Here is a 17,436-nt window from a genome sequence, read left to right on the forward strand (position 1 = left end):
AAGACTCCGGGCGCGATAAGGAAGGGCGCATGAGCGAAGAGATCCTGATCAATATCACGCCGATGGAATCGCGCGTGGCGGTGGTGGAGAACGGCGTCCTGCAGGAAGTCCACGTCGAGCGCACGCTGCGCCGCGGGATCGTCGGCAACATCTACAAGGGCAAGGTCGTGCGGGTGCTGCCGGGCATGCAGGCGGCCTTCGTCGACATCGGCCTGGAGCGCGCGGCGTTCATCCACGCCGCGGAGATTTCCACCCGCGAGGGCAGCGCCGTGGAGAGCATCGGCGCGCTGGTCCACGAAGGGCAGAGCCTGGTGGTGCAGGTCACCAAGGACCCCATCGGCACCAAGGGCGCACGCCTGACCACGCACCTGTCGATCCCCTCGCGCTACCTGGTCTACATGCCGCGCACCAGCCATGTCGGCATTTCCCTGAAGATCGAGGACGAACACGAGCGCGAGCGCCTCAAGCAGGTGGTCGCCAAGTGCGTCGAGGCCGAAGGCATCGTCGAGCGCGGCGGCTTCATCCTGCGCACCGCCGCCGAGGGCGCCGGGGAGGACGAGATCCTTGCCGACATCCGCTACCTGCGCCGCCTGTGGGACCAGATCGACGCGCAGATCAAGACCGTCGGCGCGCCGACGATGATCTACGAAGACCTGTCCCTGGCCATGCGCACCCTGCGTGACCTGGTGAATCCGCGGATCGAGAAGATTCGCGTCGATTCCCGGGAGAACTTCCAGAAGATCACGCAGTTCGTCGAAGAACTCATGCCGGAAATCGCCGACCGCCTGGAGCACTACCCCGGCGAGCGGCCGATCTTCGACCTCTACGGGGTCGAGGACGAGGTGCAGAAGGCGCTGGAGCGCAAGGTGCTGCTCAAGTCCGGCGGCTACCTGATCATCGACCCGACCGAGGCGATGACCACCATCGACGTCAACACTGGCGCCTTCGTCGGCCACCGCAACCTCGAAGAGACCATCTTCAAGACCAACCTCGAGGCCGCCACCGCCATCGCCCGCCAGCTGCGCCTGCGCAACCTGGGCGGGATCATCATCATCGACTTCATCGACATGGAAGACGAGGAGCATCGCCGCCAGGTCCTGCGCACCCTGGAGAAGCAGCTCGAACGCGACCATGCCAAGACCAACATCATCGGCATCACCGAGCTGGGCCTGGTGCAGATGACCCGCAAGCGCACCCGCGAAAGCCTGGTGCAGGTGCTCTGCGAGCCCTGCCCGTGCTGCCAGGGGCGCGGCAACCTGAAAACCGCCGAGACCATCTGCTACGAGATCTTCCGCGAGATTCTCCGCGAGGCGCGGGCCTACCAGGCCAACTCCTACCTGGTGCTGGCCAACCAGAAGGTGGTGGACCGTCTGCTCGACGAGGAGTCGGGCAACGTCGCCGATCTGGAGCTGTTCATCGGTCGGCCGATCAAGTTCCAGGTCGAAGCCATGTACTCCCAGGAGCAGTACGACGTTGTCCTGCTTTGAGCAGCGCGTCGCACGGCGCTGCGTTGCGGGTGGGGAACGCTTTGCCCCGCGGGTTTGCGGAGCTTTACCTGTTCCACACTGTCAGACCCTGATCGACTGTCCAAGGCTGGGAGGCCGCCCGATGATCCTTCGCACCCCGGTATCCGGCTGACATGGAAAAAGCCGGCCGCCTGCTCGCCACCACGCTGCGTCTCGTGCTCGGGCTGCTTGCCCTGGGCCTGGTGCTGCTCGCGCTGTATGTCAGCCTGGGTCGGCAACTGGTGCCGCTGGTGGCGGAGTACCGCGACGACCTCGCGCAGCAGGCCAGCCAGCAGCTTGGCCTGCCGGTGGGCATCGGCGCGCTGGAAGGGCACTGGCGCGGCTTCAGCCCGATCATCGTGGTGCGCGACATCCAGCTGGGCGAGGGCAACGACTCGCTGCGCCTGGAGCGCGTGCGCCTGACCCCGGACATCCTCGGCAGCCTGATGGCGCGCCAGCCGCGCGTCGACAGCCTGGAGCTGGAAGGCCTGCACCTGACCCTGCGCGAGGACGAGGCCGGCCAATGGCACGCCGATGGCCTGCCCAACCGCAACACCGCCACCGACCCGCGCAAGCTCATCGACCTGCTGCTCACCCCGCGCCGGCTGTCGCTGATGGACAGCCAACTGACCGTGCTGCCGCAGCAGGCCAACCCGCTGTCGCTGAACTACGTCGGCATGACCCTGCGCAGCGGCAGCCGCCAGCGCCTGGAAGCGCGCTTCAGCCTGCCGGGCGGCGAGCCGGTGGCGGCGCGCCTGGAAACCCGCCTGAACCGCGATGACTGGACGAAGAGTTCGGCGCAGGTCTACCTCAGCCTGCCCCAGGCCGACTGGGCCCAATGGCTGCCCGAGCGCCTGACCGGCGCCTGGCGGCTGGCCCAGGCCAAGGCCGGTGGGGAACTCTGGGCAACGGTCGAGCAGGGCGTGCCGGTCGCGGCCGTGGCGCGCCTGAACGCGCCGAAGATCGACGCCGCCCTGGGCGAGCGCAAGCCGGTGAGCCTGAGCGACCTCGGCGTCAGCCTGTTCTTCCAGCGCCAGGGCGACGATTTCGACCTGCGCGTTGCCGACCTGGCGGCGAATCTGGGCGATACCCGCTGGGGCGAAGTGGAGCTGGAGCTGACCCGGCGCATGAAGGACGAGGAGCATTGGCAGCTGCGCGCCGACCGCCTCGACCTGACACCGCTGGCGCCGATGATCACCGCCCTGGCGCCGCTGCCGGACAAGGCCGTCGAATGGCTGGACGGCCTCAAGCCCCACGGCGTGCTGCACAACGTCAACTTCGACTACTGGCCGCAGCGCGAAGGCGCCGAGCGCGTGGCCTACGCCACCAACCTGGAGAAGGTCGGCGTCAGCGCCTTCCATGACGTGCCCGCGGTGGCCAACGTCGATGGCACCTTCAGCGGCAACCTCGGCGGCGGCACGCTGGACGCCAATGCCCAGGACTTCATGCTGCACCTGGCGACGCTGTTCCCCGAGCCGTGGCGCTACCGCAGCGCCCACGCCCGTCTGTTCTTCCAGCTCAATGACGAGGCCTTCACCCTTGGCAGCCACCTGATGAAGGTGGAGGGCGAGGAGGGCACCCTGGCCGGCGACATGCTGATCCGCCTGATGCGCGACCCCGAGCTGGAAGACTACATGGACCTGCGCGTCGGCATGAGCAACGGCGACGCGCGCTACACCGGCAAGTACCTGCCCACCGTCATCCCGCAGATGAGCAAGGACCTCGCCGCCTGGCTCAAGGGCTCGATCAAGAGCGGGCGCATCGAGCAGGGCTATTTCCTCTGGCAGGGCTCGCTGCAGAAGCATTCGGCCCCCGAGGCGCACGCCATGACCCTGTACTTCAAGGTCCACGACGGCGTGCTCGACTACCAGCCCGGCTGGCCCGGCCTGAGCAAGGCAGAGGGGGAGGTGCGGGTGGAGGATACCGGCGTCAGCATCAATGCCAGCTCCGGGCAGATACTCAACAGCCAGGTGCGCGATGTACTGGTGGAGATTCCCCATTCGGCGCCGGGCGAACCTTCGCACCTGCACGTCAATGGCGATATCGACAGCAATCTGGTCGATGGCCTGAAGATTCTGCAGGACTCGCCGATCGGCGCCAGTCATACCTTCGAGGGCTGGGAAGGCGAAGGTGACCTCAGCGGCCACCTCAACCTGGATATCCCGCTGGCCAAGGGTGAGGTGAGCAAGGCGCGGGTGATAGTCGACTTCGACACCGACAAGGCCCGGCTGAAGATCGCCAAACCCGAGCTGAACCTGGAGCAGGTCAAGGGCAAGTTCCGCTACGACACCGACAGCGGCCTCAGCGGCCAGAACGTCGCCGCCCAGGTACTCGGTTCGCGGATCACCGGCAGCATCCGCGCCGAGGGCCGCAACGGCGTGCCGCGCACGCGTGTGCTGGTGGGCGGACAGGTCGCGGTGAAGTCCCTGCTGGAGTGGGCCAAGGTGCAGAAGCAGCTGCCGGTGGATGGCAAGGTGCCGTTCCAGCTCAACCTGCTGCTGGACGGCAAGGACAGCCAGCTGCAGGTCGCTTCCAACCTGCAGGGCGTGACCATCGACCTGCCGGCGCCGCTGGGCAAGGCCGCCCAGGAAACCCGCGAGAGCGAGTGGCGCATGACCCTGGAAGGCGCCGAGCGACGCTACTGGGCGACCTACGGCGACCGCGCCAGCCTGGCCTATGCCGCCCCGGCGGAGCAGCCACTGGTCGGCCGCGGCGTGCTGCGCCTGGGCGGTGATCCGGCGGTGCTGCCCAACTGGAGCGGCGTGCAGGTGCGCGGCAAGGTCGACGAGGTCGATGCCGATGCCTGGATGGCGGTCGCGAAGAAGTACTCCAACAGCGGCGTCGAAGGAGCGGCCGGCCTGCTGCGCGGCGCCGATGTGCAGATCGGCCGCTTCAAGGGCTTCGGCCAGACCCTGGAAAACCTCACCCTGGACCTGCTGCGCGTCGACAGCAGCTGGCAGCTCGGCCTGGTCAGCTCGCTGGTGTCCGGCAAGATCACGCTGCCGGACAACAAGTCGCGGCCGATCCAGATCGCCCTCGACCGCATCGACCTGCCCAAGGGCGAGGCCATCGACTCGGCCAAGGCGGTGGAGCAGCCCGACCCGCTGGCGAACATCGATCCGCGCAGCCTGCCGCCGATGGACGTCAGCATCCGCCAGGTCCTCAAGGCCGGCCAGCCGGTGGGCGCCTGGAGCTTCAACCTGCGCCCGACCACCACCGGCGCCGGCTTCAACGACGTCAACCTGGACCTGCGCGGCCTCTCGGTGAAGGGCAACCTGCGCTGGGACGGCACGGGAGCGAGCGCGCGCAGCACCTTCCAGGGCCAGCTCGAAGGCAAGAACCTGGCCGACGTGCTCAAGGCCTGGGACTTTGCCCCCAGCGTGACCAGCGAGCGCTTCCGCGTGGACATCAACGGCAACTGGCCGGGCTCGCCGGCAGCGCTGAACCTGCGGCGCTTCGGCGGCACCCTCGACGCCAGCCTGCGCAAGGGCCAGTTCGTCGAAGTGGAAGGCGGCGCCAACGCCCTGCGGGTGTTCGGCCTGCTCAACTTCAACGCCATCAACCGCCGCCTGCGCCTGGACTTCTCCGACCTGCTGGGCAAGGGCCTGAGCTACGACCGGGTGAAGGGCGTGCTCACCGCCACCGACGGCGTCTACTTCACCCGCGAGCCGCTGCGCTTGGACGGGCCGTCGAGCAACCTGGAGCTCAACGGCACCCTGGACATGGCCCACGACCAGATCGACGCCAAGCTGCTGGTGACCCTGCCGGTGACCAACAACCTGCCGCTGGCGGCGCTGATCGTCGGCGCACCGGCCATCGGTGGCGCGCTGTTCGTGGTCGACAAGCTGCTGGGCGACAAGGTCGCGCGCTTCGCCAGCGTGCAGTACAGCGTCAAGGGCCCCTGGCAGAGTCCGACCATCGCCTTCGAGAAACCCTTCGAAAAACCCCGTTGAGCAGACTGTGCGGCCATCGGTTAGCATGAAACCCAGGCACTACCGGAGCTTGCCATGTCCCTTGCCGTCATCCAGATGGTCAGCCAGGACGATGTCCTGGCCAATCTCGCCGCCGCCCGTCGCCTGCTCGAACAGGCCGCCGAGAGCGGTGCGCGCCTCGCCGTGCTGCCGGAAAACTTCGCCGCCATGGGCCGCCGCGATCTCGCCGAGCTCGGCCGCGCCGAAGCCCAGGGTATCGGGCCGATCCTGCCCTGGTTGAAAAGCACCGCCCGCGACCTCAGGTTGTGGATAGTCGCCGGCACTCTGCCGCTGCCGCCCGAAGGCCAGCCCGACGCCAAGGCCAACGCCTGCTCGCTGCTGGTGGACGAACGCGGCGAAGTGGCGGCGCGCTACGACAAGCTGCATCTGTTCGACGTGGACGTCGCCGACGCCCGTGGCCGCTACCGCGAGTCGGATGACTACGCCTTCGGCCAGCGCGTGGTGGTGGCGGATACGCCGGTGGGGCGCCTGGGTCTGACGGTCTGCTACGACCTGCGCTTCCCCGAGCTCTACACCGCGCTGCGCGAAGCCGGCGCGGAACTGATCAGCGCCCCGTCGGCCTTCACCGCGGTGACCGGCGCGGCGCACTGGGAAATCCTCGTCCGTGCCCGTGCCATCGAGACCCAGTGCTACCTGCTGGCGGCCGGACAGGGCGGAACCCACCCCAAGGGACGGGAAACCTGGGGCCAGTCGGCCATCGTCGACCCCTGGGGACGAGTCCTCGCCGAACAGGCCAAGGGCGAGGCCGTACTGCTGGCCGAGCGCGACAGCGAGGAACAGGCGGCGGTCCGGCAGCGCATGCCGATTGCCCGGCACAGAAGATTTTTCCCGCCGGTCGAACCACGACCGGCGCGTACGGAGTGAATATGAGCGAACTGTTGTCATCCGTCAGCCAGCACCTGCTGGCCCCCGGTGGTCTGGATATCGACCAGCTGTCGCCGATCCTGCACGAGCTGAGCGGTCCAGGCATCGATGCGGCCGACCTGTACTTCCAGAGCCAGGTCTCCGAGTCCTGGATGCTCGAGGACGGCATCGTCAAGGAAGGCAGCTTCCACATGGACCAGGGCGTCGGCGTGCGCGCGCAGTCCGGCGAGAAGACCGGCTTCGCCTACAGCAACGCGATCAACCATGAAGCGCTGATCCAGGCTGCCCGCGCCGCCCGTTCGATCTCCCGCGCCGGGCAGAACGGCAAGGTCCAGGCATTCCAGGCCGTGGTGCCGACGCGCCTGTACGCCGGCGAAAACCCGCTGGACGTGATGAGCCGTGCCGAGAAGGTCGAACTGCTGCAGAAGATCGACGCCGCCACCCGCGCCCTCGATCCGCGCATCCAGCAGGTCACCGTGAGCCTTGCCGGCGTCTGGGACCAGGTGCTGATCGCCGCAGCCGACGGTTCGCTGGCCGCGGATATCCGCCCGCTGGTGCGCTTCAACGTCAGCGTCATCGTCGAGCAGAACGGCCGCCGCGAGCGTGGAGGTCATGGCGGCGGTGGACGTACCGATTACAAGTACTTCCTCCAGGAAGACCGCGCCATGAGCTATGCCCGCGAGGCGCTGCGCCAGGCCCTGGTCAACCTCGAAGCGGTGCCTGCGCCGGCCGGCAGCCTGCCGGTGGTGATGGGCGCCGGCTGGTCCGGCGTGCTGCTGCACGAAGCCGTGGGCCACGGCCTGGAAGGCGACTTCAACCGCAAGGGCAGCTCGAACTACAGCGGGCGCATCGGCGAGAAGGTCGCTTCCAGCCTGTGCACCATCGTCGACGACGGCACCATCGCCGGCCGTCGCGGTTCGCTGTCGGTGGACGACGAAGGCACGCCGACCAATTGCAACGTGCTGATCGAGAACGGCATCCTCAAGGGCTACATGCAGGACAAGCTCAACGCCCGCCTGATGGGCGTGGCGCGCACCGGCAACGGCCGCCGTGAGTCCTACGCGCACCTGCCGATGCCGCGCATGACCAACACCTACATGCTGGCCGGGCAGAGCGATCCGCAGGAAATCATCGCCAGCGTCGAGCGCGGCATCTACTGCGCGAACCTCGGCGGCGGGCAGGTGGACATCACCAGCGGCAAGTTCGTCTTCGCCACCAGTGAGGCCTACCTGATCGAGAACGGCAAGATCACCCGCCCGGTGAAGGGCGCGACCCTGATCGGCAACGGTCCGGAAGTGATGAGCCGGGTGTCCATGGTCGGCAACGACCTGGCGCTGGACAGCGGCGTGGGCACCTGCGGCAAGGACGGCCAGTCCGTGCCGGTCGGTGTCGGTCAGCCGACCCTGAAGATCGACGCCATCACCGTCGGCGGCACGGGCGCCTGAGGCAGTTGCCGGTGAGGCTGGAGGGGATGTGCGCGGCCGCTCAACGCAGGCCGCGTTTGATCTCGTCCAGTTCGCGGATGTATTTGAAGATCTTCCGCGCCGCGGCCGGAGGCTTGTTGTGAGCGGCCTCGTGCTGGGCGTGGCGGATCAGTTGGAGCAGGTGCTGGCGATCGCTTTCGGGGTATTCACCGAAGAAGGCCGACAGCGCCGCGTCACCGCCGGTCACCAGGTGGTCGCGCCAGCGCTCCAGGGCGTGGAAGCGTTCGTTGTATTGACGGGTCGAGGTGTCGACCTGTTCCAGCAGGGCGAGGATGGCCTCGACGTCCTGGTCGCGCATCAGCTTGCCGATGAACTGCCGGTGGCGTTTCTTGGCGGCGTTGGCCTTGTGCTTGGGAGCTTCTTCCAGTGCGCGGCGCAGCGGATCGGTCAGCGGCATGCGGTCGAGCATGTCGGCCTTGAGCGTCGTCAGGCGCTCGCCGAGTTCCTGCAGCGCGTGCATTTCGCGTTTTACTTGCGACTTGCTCTTCTCATCGAAGGACGAGTCGTCATCGTGAATTTCAGCCATGGCGGGGGTCTCGTTGAAAACGCCGCCATGATAACGAGTCAGGGGCCGCTTGTCCGGCCCGCGCCGGTCGCCGCCGCCTGATGGCGGGGCCGGACCATGAACAGGAGAGGCATGCAATGAGCGAACACAACCCGGCAGTGAGCCCGGAGGTCCTTCCCGAACTGCGCGAGCAGGTCGAGCGGATCATCGCCGAGGCTTCCCGGCAGGGCGCCAGCGCCTGCGAGGTGGCGGTATCGGTGGAGCAGGGGCTGTCGACCTCGGTGCGCCAGGGGGAAGTCGAGACCGTCGAGTTCAACCGCGACCAGGGCTTCGGCATCACCCTGTACGTTGGCCAGCGCAAGGGCTCGGCGAGCACTTCGGCCACTGGGGAAGACGCCATCCGCGAAACCGTGGCGGCGGCGCTGGCCATCGCCAAGCACGCCTCCGAGGACGATTGCGCCGGCCTGGCCGATCCGGCCCTGATGGCCCGCGACCTGCCGGACCTGGACCTTTACCACGGCTGGTCGATCACCCCCGACCAGGCCATTGAGCGCGCCCTGGCCTGCGAAGCGGCCGCGTTCGCCACCGACAAGCGTGTCACCAAGGCCGACGGCACCACGCTGAATACCCACCAGGGCTGCCGCGTCTACGGCAACAGCCATGGCTTCGCCGGTGGCTACGCCAGCACCCGCCACAGCCTGAGCTGCGTGATGATCGCCGAGCTCGAAGGGCAGATGCAGCGCGACTACTGGTACGACGTGAACCGCCGCGGCGAGTTGCTGGCGACGCCCGAATCCATCGGCCGCCGCGCCGCCGAGCGCGCCGCCAGCCGTCTGGGAGCCCGTCCGGTACCGACCGCCGAAGTCCCGGTGCTGTTCGCCCCGGAAGTCGCAGTCGGCCTGTTCGGCCACTTCCTCGGTGCCATCTCCGGTGGCAGCCTGTATCGCAAGTCTTCGTTCCTCGAAGGCGCGCTGGGCCAACGCCTGTTCCCGGAGTGGCTGACCCTGGACGAGCGCCCGCTGCTGCGCGGTGCGCTGGGCAGCGCGTCGTTCGACAACGATGGGCTGGCGACCTACGCCAAGCCCTTCGTCGAGGGCGGCGAACTGGTCTCCTACGTGCTCGGCACCTACTCCGGGCGCAAGCTGGGCATGCCCAGCACGGCCAACTCCGGCGGCGTGCACAACCTGTTCGTCAGCCATGGCGACGAGGACCAGGCCGCCCTGATCCGCCGCATGGGTCGTGGCCTGCTGGTCACCGAGCTGATGGGGCAGGGCGTCAACCTGGTCACCGGCGACTACTCCCGTGGCGCCGGCGGTTACTGGGTAGAGAACGGTGAAATCCAGTTCCCAGTGCAGGAAGTCACCATCGCCGCCAACCTGCGCGACCTGTTCCGCAACATCGTCGCCATCGGCAACGACGTGGAGTACCGCGGCAACCTGCACACCGGCTCCGTGCTCATCGAAAAGATGATGGTCGCCGGCAACTGATCCACCCGTCGCGGCCCCGCTGGCCGCGGCGTCCAGCTTTTCTCCGAACTCTTCTCCAGAGCAGCCGCGCGGACCTTTGCGTTCACGCGGCTTGTTTTTTTGTCTCTCGGAAACAATAATCAATCTCATTATCGATTGAGAGATTGCCATGTTCGCCGACGTCGACAGCTCGATCACCGACCGCTGGTACCGCCTGGGTACCCGCATCCGCTGTGCCCTGGAGCCGGACGAGCCGCGCCTGGTCGAGCAATTCCTCGGTGAGGCGCGTTACCTGGCGGCCTGGGAACCGGTGCCGGCCTGGCGCCTGTTCGAGAAGTGCTTCGCGCTGCTGCTCGACAGCAGCCGCGACATCGCGCTGCCCTGGCATTGGCGCGTGCTCTGCCTGGACCACGCCTATCTCCCCCTGCGTGAACTGCAACGCCTGGCGACTTCGACCGCCCAGCGCCAACGCCTGAGCCTGCTGGCCCGGCGCATGGCGCAGCAAGAGATGGCGCCCTCCCTGAGACTGCAAGAAGGAATCGAGAATGACTGACAGCCGTATCGAACGCGACAGCATGGGTGAACTGCAGGTGCCGGCTTCGGCGCTGTATGGCGCCCAGACGCAGCGGGCGGTGAACAACTTCCCGGTGAGCGGCCAGCGTATGCCGCGTCCGTTCATCCGCGCCCTGCTGCTGGCCAAGGCGGCTGCGGCGCGTGCCAATGTCAGCCTGGAACAGCTGGACGCGGAAACCGGCGCCGCCATCGTCGCCGCCTGCGAGGAACTGCTGGCCGGCGACCTGCAGCAGCACTTCCCGGTGGACGTGTTCCAGACCGGCTCGGGCACCAGCTCGAACATGAACGCCAACGAAGTGGTCGCCACCCTCGCCAGCCGCCGCCTGGGCAAACCGGTCAACGCCAACGACCAGGTCAACTGCGGGCAGAGCAGCAACGACATCATTCCCTCGACCATCCACATCAGCGCGGCGCTGGAGATCCACCAGCACCTGCTGCCGGCGCTGGATCACCTGCACGCGACGTTGGAGAAAAAGGCCAAGGCGGTGCACCAGCACGTGAAGACCGGCCGTACCCACCTGATGGACGCCATGCCGGTGCGCCTGAGCCAGGTCCTCGGCGGCTGGGCCCAGCAGGTACGCCAGGCGTCCCAGGGCATCGAAGGGCAGTTGCCGGCCCTGCAACAGCTGGCCCAGGGCGGCACGGCCGTGGGCACCGGGGTGAATGCCCATCCGCAGTTCTCCGCGCGCTTCTGCGAGGAACTCAACGGCCTGACTGGCCTGGCGTTCCGCCCCGGTGACGACTTCTTCGCGCTGATCGGCGCCCAGGACATCGCCGTGGCTGCTTCCGGCCAGCTCAAGGCGCTGGCCGTGGCGCTGATGAAGATCGCCAACGACCTGCGCTGGATGAATTCCGGCCCGCTCGCCGGCCTCGCCGAGATCGAGCTGGAGGCGCTGCAGCCGGGTTCTTCGATCATGCCGGGCAAAGTCAACCCGGTGATTCCGGAAGCCACCGCCATGGTCGCCGCCCAGGTGATGGGCAACGACACCACCATCGCCGTCGCCGGGCAGTCCGGCAACTTCGAACTGAACGTGATGCTGCCGGTGATCGCCGACAACCTGCTGCACAGCATCCACCTGCTGGCCAACGTCAGCCGCCTGCTGGCGGACAAGGCCATCGCCAGCTTCAAGGTCAACGAGGCGAGCCTGCGCGAAGCGCTGTCGCGCAACCCGATCCTGGTCACCGCGCTGAACCCGATCATCGGTTACCAGAAGGCTGCGGAGATCGCCAAGCAGGCCTATCGCGAAGGGCGCCCGATCATCGAGGTCGCGCTGGAAAACACTGATCTGGACCGAGCCCGCCTCGAGCAGTTGCTCGATCCCGAGAAGCTCACCGCCGGCGGACTCTGAGTCCGCCCCACCCGCTGGAGGAACCTGCCATGCGTCATTGGCAACGCACCATCGAACTGGGCAACCGCTGCTTCATTCGTCAGGAACTGATCGATGCCCGTGAGCACTACCTCCACGCCCTGGCGCTGGCGCAGGTGCTGCTGGACCGCTGGCACGACGCCGAGGAAGCGGTGATGGCCTTCGTCATCTCCCACCACAACCTCGGCGACCTGCATCTGCAGCTGGGCCAGCCGGAAGAGACCGCCGAGTACCTCTGCGCCTGCCACGAGCGCCTGCTGTACCTGGGCGAAGACCTGCGCAAGCGCTCCGAACTGCGTGCGGCGGCGGTGCAGCACAGCCGCCGGACCTACGTCGAGCTGCTGAATTTCATCGGCGAGCACGGCACTTACCCGCGTACCCAGCGCCTGCTGCGTCGTCAGGGCGCAGTAGAACTGCGTCCGGGTCTGTTCACCGCCGTGCATTCCATGCGTTACCACTGATTCCGTGCACTTCCACTGACAGAAGGTTCGAAGATGCCTCACGTCCTGCCTGCCTTGCCCTACGCCTACGACGCCCTGGAACCGCACATCGATGCGCAGACCATGGAAATCCACCACAGCAAGCACCACCAGACCTACATCAACAACCTCAATGCCGCGCTCGAAGGCACCGAGTTCGCCGAAGTGCCGGTGGAGCAGTTGCTGCGCAAGCTCGACAGCCTCCCCGAAGCCCTGCGTGGGCCGGTGATCAACAACGGCGGCGGCCATGCCAACCACTCGCTGTTCTGGACCGTGATGGCGCCCGATGGCGGCGGCCAGCCGCAGGAAGAACTGCGCCAGGCCATCGATGCCGAACTGGGCGGTTACGACGCCTTCTGCCAGGCCTTCACCAAGGCTGCGCTGACTCGCTTCGGCAGCGGCTGGGCGTGGCTGAGCGTCAACCCGCAGGGCAAGTTGCTGGTGGAAAGCAGCGGCAACCAGGACAGCCCGCTGATGCTGGGCAACGTTCCGATCCTCGGCCTGGACGTCTGGGAGCACGCCTATTACCTGCGCTACCAGAACCGCCGGCCGGAATACATCGCCGCCTTCTACAACGTGGTCGCCTGGCCGGAGGTGCTGCGGCGCTATCGACTGGCGCAGCAGGTACGGGGACAAGGATGAAACCCAGGGTCGTCCCATGCGTCTGATCGTGCAGAGTCTGCGTGAAAGCGGAGGACGCAATTTGCGTTGGTTGCTGGGACTGAGCATTGTCCTCGGCGGCGGTGTGCTGGTGGTCAATCACCTGATGTTGCTGGCGAGGCTATCCCTGTCTGCACCGATGTACCTGGCCCTGCACGGCGGCATGCTCTGCGCGCTTGGCACCGCCCTGGGGGCGGTGCCGGTGCTGCTGGTGCGCAGCATGCCGGCGCGCATCGCCGACGCCATGCTCGGCTTCGGCGCCGGAGTGATGCTGGCGGCCACCGCCTTTTCCCTGCTGCTGCCGGCGCTGGAGGCCGCGGAAGCCGCCGGCCGCCCGACCTGGCTAGCCTCGCTGCTGGTCAGCCTCGGCCTGGCCCTGGGAGCTTTCGGTCTCGCGGTGTTCGGGCGTGTGCTGGAGGACGCCCAGGCGAATATCCAGGGCGTCGCCGAAGGCCAGGTGCCGGCGCGCATCCTGCTGTTCGTCGCTGCCATCGTTCTGCACAACATTCCAGAGGGGATGGCTGTCGGGGTTGCCGCCGGCGGCGAAGTGCAGGGCGCGAGCGGCCTGGCACTAGGCATTGCGCTGCAGGACGTCCCCGAAGGACTGGCGATTGCGCTGGTGCTGGCAGGGGCCGGCGTCTCGCGCGGCAAGGCGGCATTGGCCGGTGCGGCTTCCGGGCTGGTCGAGCCGCTGTTCGCGGTGCTCTGCGCCTGGCTCATCGGTATCTCGCAGATGTTCCTGCCCTGGGGGCTGGCCGCGGCGGCCGGTGCGATGCTTTACGTGGTGGTGCGCGAGATCATTCCCGAATCCCAGCGGCGCGGCCACGCGGCGCAGGCCACCCAGGGGCTGATCATCGGCTTCTGTCTGATGATGGTGCTGGATACGTCGCTGGGCTGAGGGCCCGGCGCGTCACTCGCCTTCGTCGAAGTAGTTGTTGATCAGCTCGACCAGCGCCTTCAGCGCTTCGTCTTCCTGCTCGCCTTCGGCGGCGAGGTGCAAGTTGGTGCCCTTGCCGGCCGCCAGCATCATCACAGCCATGATGCTCTTGCCGTCGACCGTGCTCTCGGGGTTGCGACCCACGCGCACCTGGCAGGGGAAACGACCCGCGACGCCGACGAATTTGGCCGCTGCACGGGCGTGCAGGCCAAGCTTGTTGATGATGGTGACTTCGAGGGCGGGCATCGCGAGGGGCTGTCCTTTTGTTGTCTGTCGCTGCTTAGCTCAGGTCGCGGTGGCGAATCTGTACGTTGGTGAGGGTTTCCTTGAGGGCCTGACCGATGCGCTCGGCAATATAGGTCGAGCGATGCTGGCCGCCGGTACAACCGATGGCGATGGTCACATAGGCCCGGTTGCTCGCGGCGAAGCGCGGCAGCCACTTGTTCAGGTAGGCAAGGATATCCTGGTACATCTCCTCGACGTCCGGTTGTGCCGCCAGGTACTCCTGGACCTCCACTTCCAGCCCGGTGTGCTCGCGCAGCTCAGGCTTCCAGTAGGGGTTGGGCAGGCAGCGCACGTCGAACACCAGGTCGGCGTCCACCGGCATGCCGCGCTTGAAGCCGAAGGATTCGACCAGGAACGCCGTGCCCAGTTCGGGCTTGTTCAGCAGGCGCAGCTTGAGCACGTCGCGCAGCTGGTAGAGGTTCAGGTTGGTGGTGTTGAGCTTGAGATCGGCCAGGTCGGCGATCGGCGCCAGAAGGTTGGTCTCGTCGGCGATGGCTTCGGCCAGCGAGCGGGTATCGGTGGTCAGCGGGTGGCGCCGGCGGGTCTCGGAAAAGCGCTTGAGCAGCGTTTCATCATCGGCATCGAGGTACAGCACGTCGCACTGGATGTGCTTGTCGCGGGCTTCCTGCAGCAGCTCGGGGAAGCGTTGCAGCTGGCTGGGCAGGTTGCGCGCGTCGATGGAGACGGCGACCTGCGGGTGCAGCAGCTCGGTGTGCAGCAGGGCGCGCTGGGCCAGGTCCGGAAGGAGGCTGGCCGGCAGGTTGTCGATGCAGTAGAAGCCGTTGTCTTCGAGCACGTTGAGCGCGGTGCTCTTGCCCGAGCCGGATCTCCCACTGACGATGATCAGGCGCATGCTCAGTGCCCGTTATTCTGGAAGTCCACGACGATCCGGTACAGGTCCTCGCCGTTGGCGGCGTGGCGCAGGCGGTCGCGGACGTCGGAGCGGTCGAGCATGGAGGCGATCTGCCGCAGCAGTTCCAGGTGTTCCTCGGTCGCCGCCTCGGGCACCAGCAGCACGAACACCAGGTCGACCGGCGCGCCGTCGAGGGCGTCGAAGTCCACCGGGTGATCCAGGTGCAGGATGGCGCTGATCGGCGACTGGCAGCCGGGCAGGCGGCAGTGCGGAATCGCGATGCCGTTGCCGAAGCCGGTGGAGCCCAGGCGCTCCCGGGCCACCAGGCTGTCGAAGATGTCTTGGGAATCGAAACCCGGCAGCTCGCGAGCCACCAGGTTGGCGATTTGTTCGAGGACGCGTTTCTTGCTGCCGCCCGGCACGTTCACCAGGGAACGGCCGGGGGTCAGGATTTGCTCAAGTCGGATCATAGAGAGGGGTTAACGAACACCGACACCTTGCTGGCGTTCGAGGTACTTTTCCTTGTGCTTGATCAGTTGGCGGTCGAGTTTGTCGGTGAGCAGGTCGATGGCCGCGTACATGTCTTCATGTTCCGCGCAGGCCACCACTTCGCCACCGGCGATGTGGAGGGTGGCTTCAATTTTCTGCTTCAGCTTTTCGACCTCCATGATGACCTGAACATTGGTGATCTTGTCGAAGTGGCGCTCCAGCCGGCTCAGTTTCTCGCCGACATAGTCGCGCAGGGCGTCGGTCACATCCAGTTGATGTCCACTGATGTTGACTTGCATACCGCTTTCTCCTTGTTGCCGTGTGTAAGTGGCAGGTTAGGTGGCCTGCCGCCGGAACACTTTGGCGTGGATCAACGTCATACCAGTCGCTTGCGTTCGCTGGAGGGAGAGATTCCTAGGGACTCCCGGTACTTGGCGACGGTGCGACGTGCCACTTGAATGCCCTGTGCCTCCAGTAAACCAGCGATCTTGCTGTCACTCAATGGCTTTTTCGGACTTTCCGCCGCGACCAGTTTCTTGATGATCGCGCGGATGGCGGTGGACGAGCATTCGCCGCCTTCGGAGGTGCTGACGTGGCTGGAGAAGAAATATTTCAGCTCGAAGATGCCACGCGGCGTGTGCATGAACTTCTGCGTGGTGACGCGGGAGATGGTCGACTCGTGCATGCCCACCGCTTCGGCGATGTCATGCAGGACCAGCGGTTTCATCGCTTCCTCGCCGTATTCGAGGAAGCCGCGCTGGTGCTCGACGATCTGCGTCGCCACCTTCATCAGCGTCTCGTTGCGGCTCTGCAGGCTCTTGATGAACCAGCGCGCCTCCTGCAACTGGTTGCGCATGAAGGTGTTGTCGGCGCTGGAATCGGCGCGGCGCACCAGGCCCGCGTACTGCGAATTCACTCGTAGGCGCGGCACCGCTTCCTGGTTCAGCTCCACCAGCCAGCGTTCGTTATGTTTCCGAACGATGACATCCGGCACCACGTATTCGGCTTCACCGGACTCGATCTGCGAGCCGGGACGCGGGTGCAGCGACTGGATCAGCTCGATGGTTTCGCGCAGCTCGTCTTCCTTGAGCTTCATGCGGCGCATCAGCTGGGTGTAGTCGCGGCTGCCGAGCAGGTCCAGGTGGTCGCTGACCAGGCGGATGGCCTCGGCCTGCAGGTAGGTCTTGGCCGGCATCTGGCGCAACTGCAGCAGCAGGCATTCACGCAGGTTGCGCGCGCCGACGCCGGCCGGTTCGAGCTGCTGCACGCGGCGCAGGACGACTTCCACCTCGTCCATCTCCACGCCGAGCTCGGGGTCGATGGAGGCGAGGATGTCGTCGAGGGATTCGTCGAGGTAACCGTCATCGGTGATGCCGTCGATGATGCTCAGGGCGATCAGGCGGTCGGTATCGGACATCGGCAGGAGGTTGAGCTGCCACAGCAGGTGGCTCTGCAGGCTTTCGCCGGCGGAGGTGCGGGAGGTGAAATCCCACTCGTCGTCATCGTTGCTGGGCAGGCTGCTGGCGCTGGTCTGGTAGATGTCTTCCCAGGCGGTGTCGACCGGCAGTTCGTTGGGGATGCGTTCGGCCCACTGGTCTTCGTCGATGCTGTCGACGTTGTTGGGCGTGGAGCTCTCCTGGAAGTTGTCCTGGGAGCTGCTGGTGCTGCCGTTGGTAGCCGATTCGGCGCCGTCGGCCATGGGGTCGCTGTTGTCGAAGTCCTCGCCTTCTTCCTGGCGCTCCAGCATCGGGTTGGACTCCAGGGCTTCCTGGATTTCCTGTTGGAGGTCCAGCGTGGACAGCTGGAGCAGTCGGATGGCCTGTTGCAGCTGCGGAGTCATCGTCAGCTGCTGGCCCATCTTGAGGACTAGCGATGGTTTCATGGCTGGAACTTGGCACCTTGTTCGCTGGCGCAAAGCGCGCCATATCCACGACTACGGACGCCAGGGCGCCGCGAGGAAGCAAATTATATGCCTGA

The 17,436-nt window shown here is 66.5% G+C and carries 16 protein-coding genes; 10 read left to right on the forward strand and 6 right to left on the reverse strand.

The features are described from left to right. Positions 1 to 29: 29 nt before the first annotated feature. From rng to tldD, 4 genes are all read left to right on the forward strand, one after another. A complete protein-coding gene (rng, locus tag HNP46_RS11610; protein ID WP_184588965.1) occupies positions 30 to 1,487 on the forward strand; it encodes a ribonuclease G in 1,458 nt (485 codons plus the stop codon). 152 nt (positions 1,488 to 1,639) lie between these two features. Continuing rightward, on the forward strand, positions 1,640 to 5,458 hold the full coding sequence (locus HNP46_RS11615) for a YhdP family protein (protein ID WP_184588967.1): 3,819 nt from the start codon (positions 1,640 to 1,642) through the stop codon (positions 5,456 to 5,458). 54 nt (positions 5,459 to 5,512) lie between these two features. After that, a complete protein-coding gene (locus HNP46_RS11620; RefSeq protein ID WP_184588969.1) occupies positions 5,513 to 6,361 on the forward strand; it encodes a carbon-nitrogen hydrolase family protein in 849 nt (282 codons plus the stop codon). Between the two features lie 2 nt (positions 6,362 to 6,363). Continuing rightward, positions 6,364 to 7,806: a metalloprotease TldD gene (tldD, locus tag HNP46_RS11625; protein ID WP_184588972.1), complete on the forward strand. Its 1,443-nt coding sequence runs from the start codon at positions 6,364 to 6,366 to the stop codon at positions 7,804 to 7,806. A 40-nt stretch (positions 7,807 to 7,846) separates the two neighbouring features. Here the strand turns inward: tldD and yjgA are convergent, their stop codons facing one another. Further along, positions 7,847 to 8,371 (reverse strand): ribosome biogenesis factor YjgA, encoded by a 525-nt coding sequence (gene yjgA, locus HNP46_RS11630; protein WP_260403152.1) that lies wholly within the window; start codon positions 8,369 to 8,371, stop codon positions 7,847 to 7,849. Positions 8,372 to 8,487: 116 nt separating this feature from the next. Between yjgA and pmbA the strand changes: the two genes are divergently transcribed. From pmbA to HNP46_RS11660, 6 genes are all read left to right on the forward strand, one after another. Then, positions 8,488 to 9,837 (forward strand): metalloprotease PmbA, encoded by a 1,350-nt coding sequence (pmbA, locus tag HNP46_RS11635; RefSeq protein ID WP_184588976.1) that lies wholly within the window; start codon positions 8,488 to 8,490, stop codon positions 9,835 to 9,837. A gap of 148 nt (positions 9,838 to 9,985) precedes the next feature. Next, positions 9,986 to 10,369, forward strand: coding sequence for a FagA protein (locus HNP46_RS11640; RefSeq protein ID WP_184588978.1), 384 nt, complete (start codon positions 9,986 to 9,988; stop codon positions 10,367 to 10,369). Further along, on the forward strand, positions 10,362 to 11,738 hold the full coding sequence (gene fumC / locus HNP46_RS11645) for a class II fumarate hydratase FumC (RefSeq protein WP_184588981.1): 1,377 nt from the start codon (positions 10,362 to 10,364) through the stop codon (positions 11,736 to 11,738). The genes HNP46_RS11640 and fumC overlap by 8 nt, the downstream gene beginning before the upstream one ends. A gap of 29 nt (positions 11,739 to 11,767) precedes the next feature. Beyond that, entirely contained in the window at positions 11,768 to 12,217 is a 450-nt protein-coding gene (locus tag HNP46_RS11650; RefSeq protein ID WP_184588983.1) for a hypothetical protein, read from the forward strand. Positions 12,218 to 12,250: 33 nt separating this feature from the next. Beyond that, positions 12,251 to 12,877 carry a superoxide dismutase gene (locus tag HNP46_RS11655; protein WP_184588985.1) on the forward strand — a complete coding sequence of 209 codons (627 nt, stop codon included), beginning with the start codon at positions 12,251 to 12,253 and terminating at the stop codon, positions 12,875 to 12,877. Positions 12,878 to 12,899: 22 nt separating this feature from the next. Beyond that, a complete protein-coding gene (locus HNP46_RS11660; RefSeq protein ID WP_409372431.1) occupies positions 12,900 to 13,793 on the forward strand; it encodes a ZIP family metal transporter in 894 nt (297 codons plus the stop codon). Between the two features lie 12 nt (positions 13,794 to 13,805). Here the strand turns inward: HNP46_RS11660 and HNP46_RS11665 are convergent, their stop codons facing one another. From HNP46_RS11665 to HNP46_RS11685, 5 genes are all read right to left on the reverse strand, one after another. Continuing rightward, the gene (locus HNP46_RS11665) at positions 13,806 to 14,078 is read right to left on the reverse strand and encodes an HPr family phosphocarrier protein (protein ID WP_184588989.1); all 273 of its coding nucleotides are present in this window, start codon (positions 14,076 to 14,078) and stop codon (positions 13,806 to 13,808) included. Positions 14,079 to 14,112: 34 nt separating this feature from the next. After that, a complete protein-coding gene (gene rapZ / locus HNP46_RS11670; protein ID WP_184588991.1) occupies positions 14,113 to 14,970 on the reverse strand; it encodes an RNase adapter RapZ in 858 nt (285 codons plus the stop codon). Between the two features lie 2 nt (positions 14,971 to 14,972). Next, positions 14,973 to 15,440 carry a PTS IIA-like nitrogen regulatory protein PtsN gene (gene ptsN / locus HNP46_RS11675; RefSeq protein WP_037009823.1) on the reverse strand — a complete coding sequence of 156 codons (468 nt, stop codon included), beginning with the start codon at positions 15,438 to 15,440 and terminating at the stop codon, positions 14,973 to 14,975. Between the two features lie 9 nt (positions 15,441 to 15,449). Continuing rightward, positions 15,450 to 15,758, reverse strand: a complete 309-nt coding sequence (gene hpf, locus HNP46_RS11680) for a ribosome hibernation-promoting factor, HPF/YfiA family (RefSeq protein WP_184588994.1) — start codon at positions 15,756 to 15,758, stop codon at positions 15,450 to 15,452. Between the two features lie 77 nt (positions 15,759 to 15,835). Beyond that, on the reverse strand, positions 15,836 to 17,341 hold the full coding sequence (locus tag HNP46_RS11685; protein WP_184588997.1) for an RNA polymerase factor sigma-54: 1,506 nt from the start codon (positions 17,339 to 17,341) through the stop codon (positions 15,836 to 15,838). Positions 17,342 to 17,436 lie beyond the last annotated feature (95 nt).

This window comes from Pseudomonas nitroreducens (assembly GCF_014204515.1).
Taxonomy (GTDB): domain Bacteria; phylum Pseudomonadota; class Gammaproteobacteria; order Pseudomonadales; family Pseudomonadaceae; genus Pseudomonas; species Pseudomonas nitritireducens_A.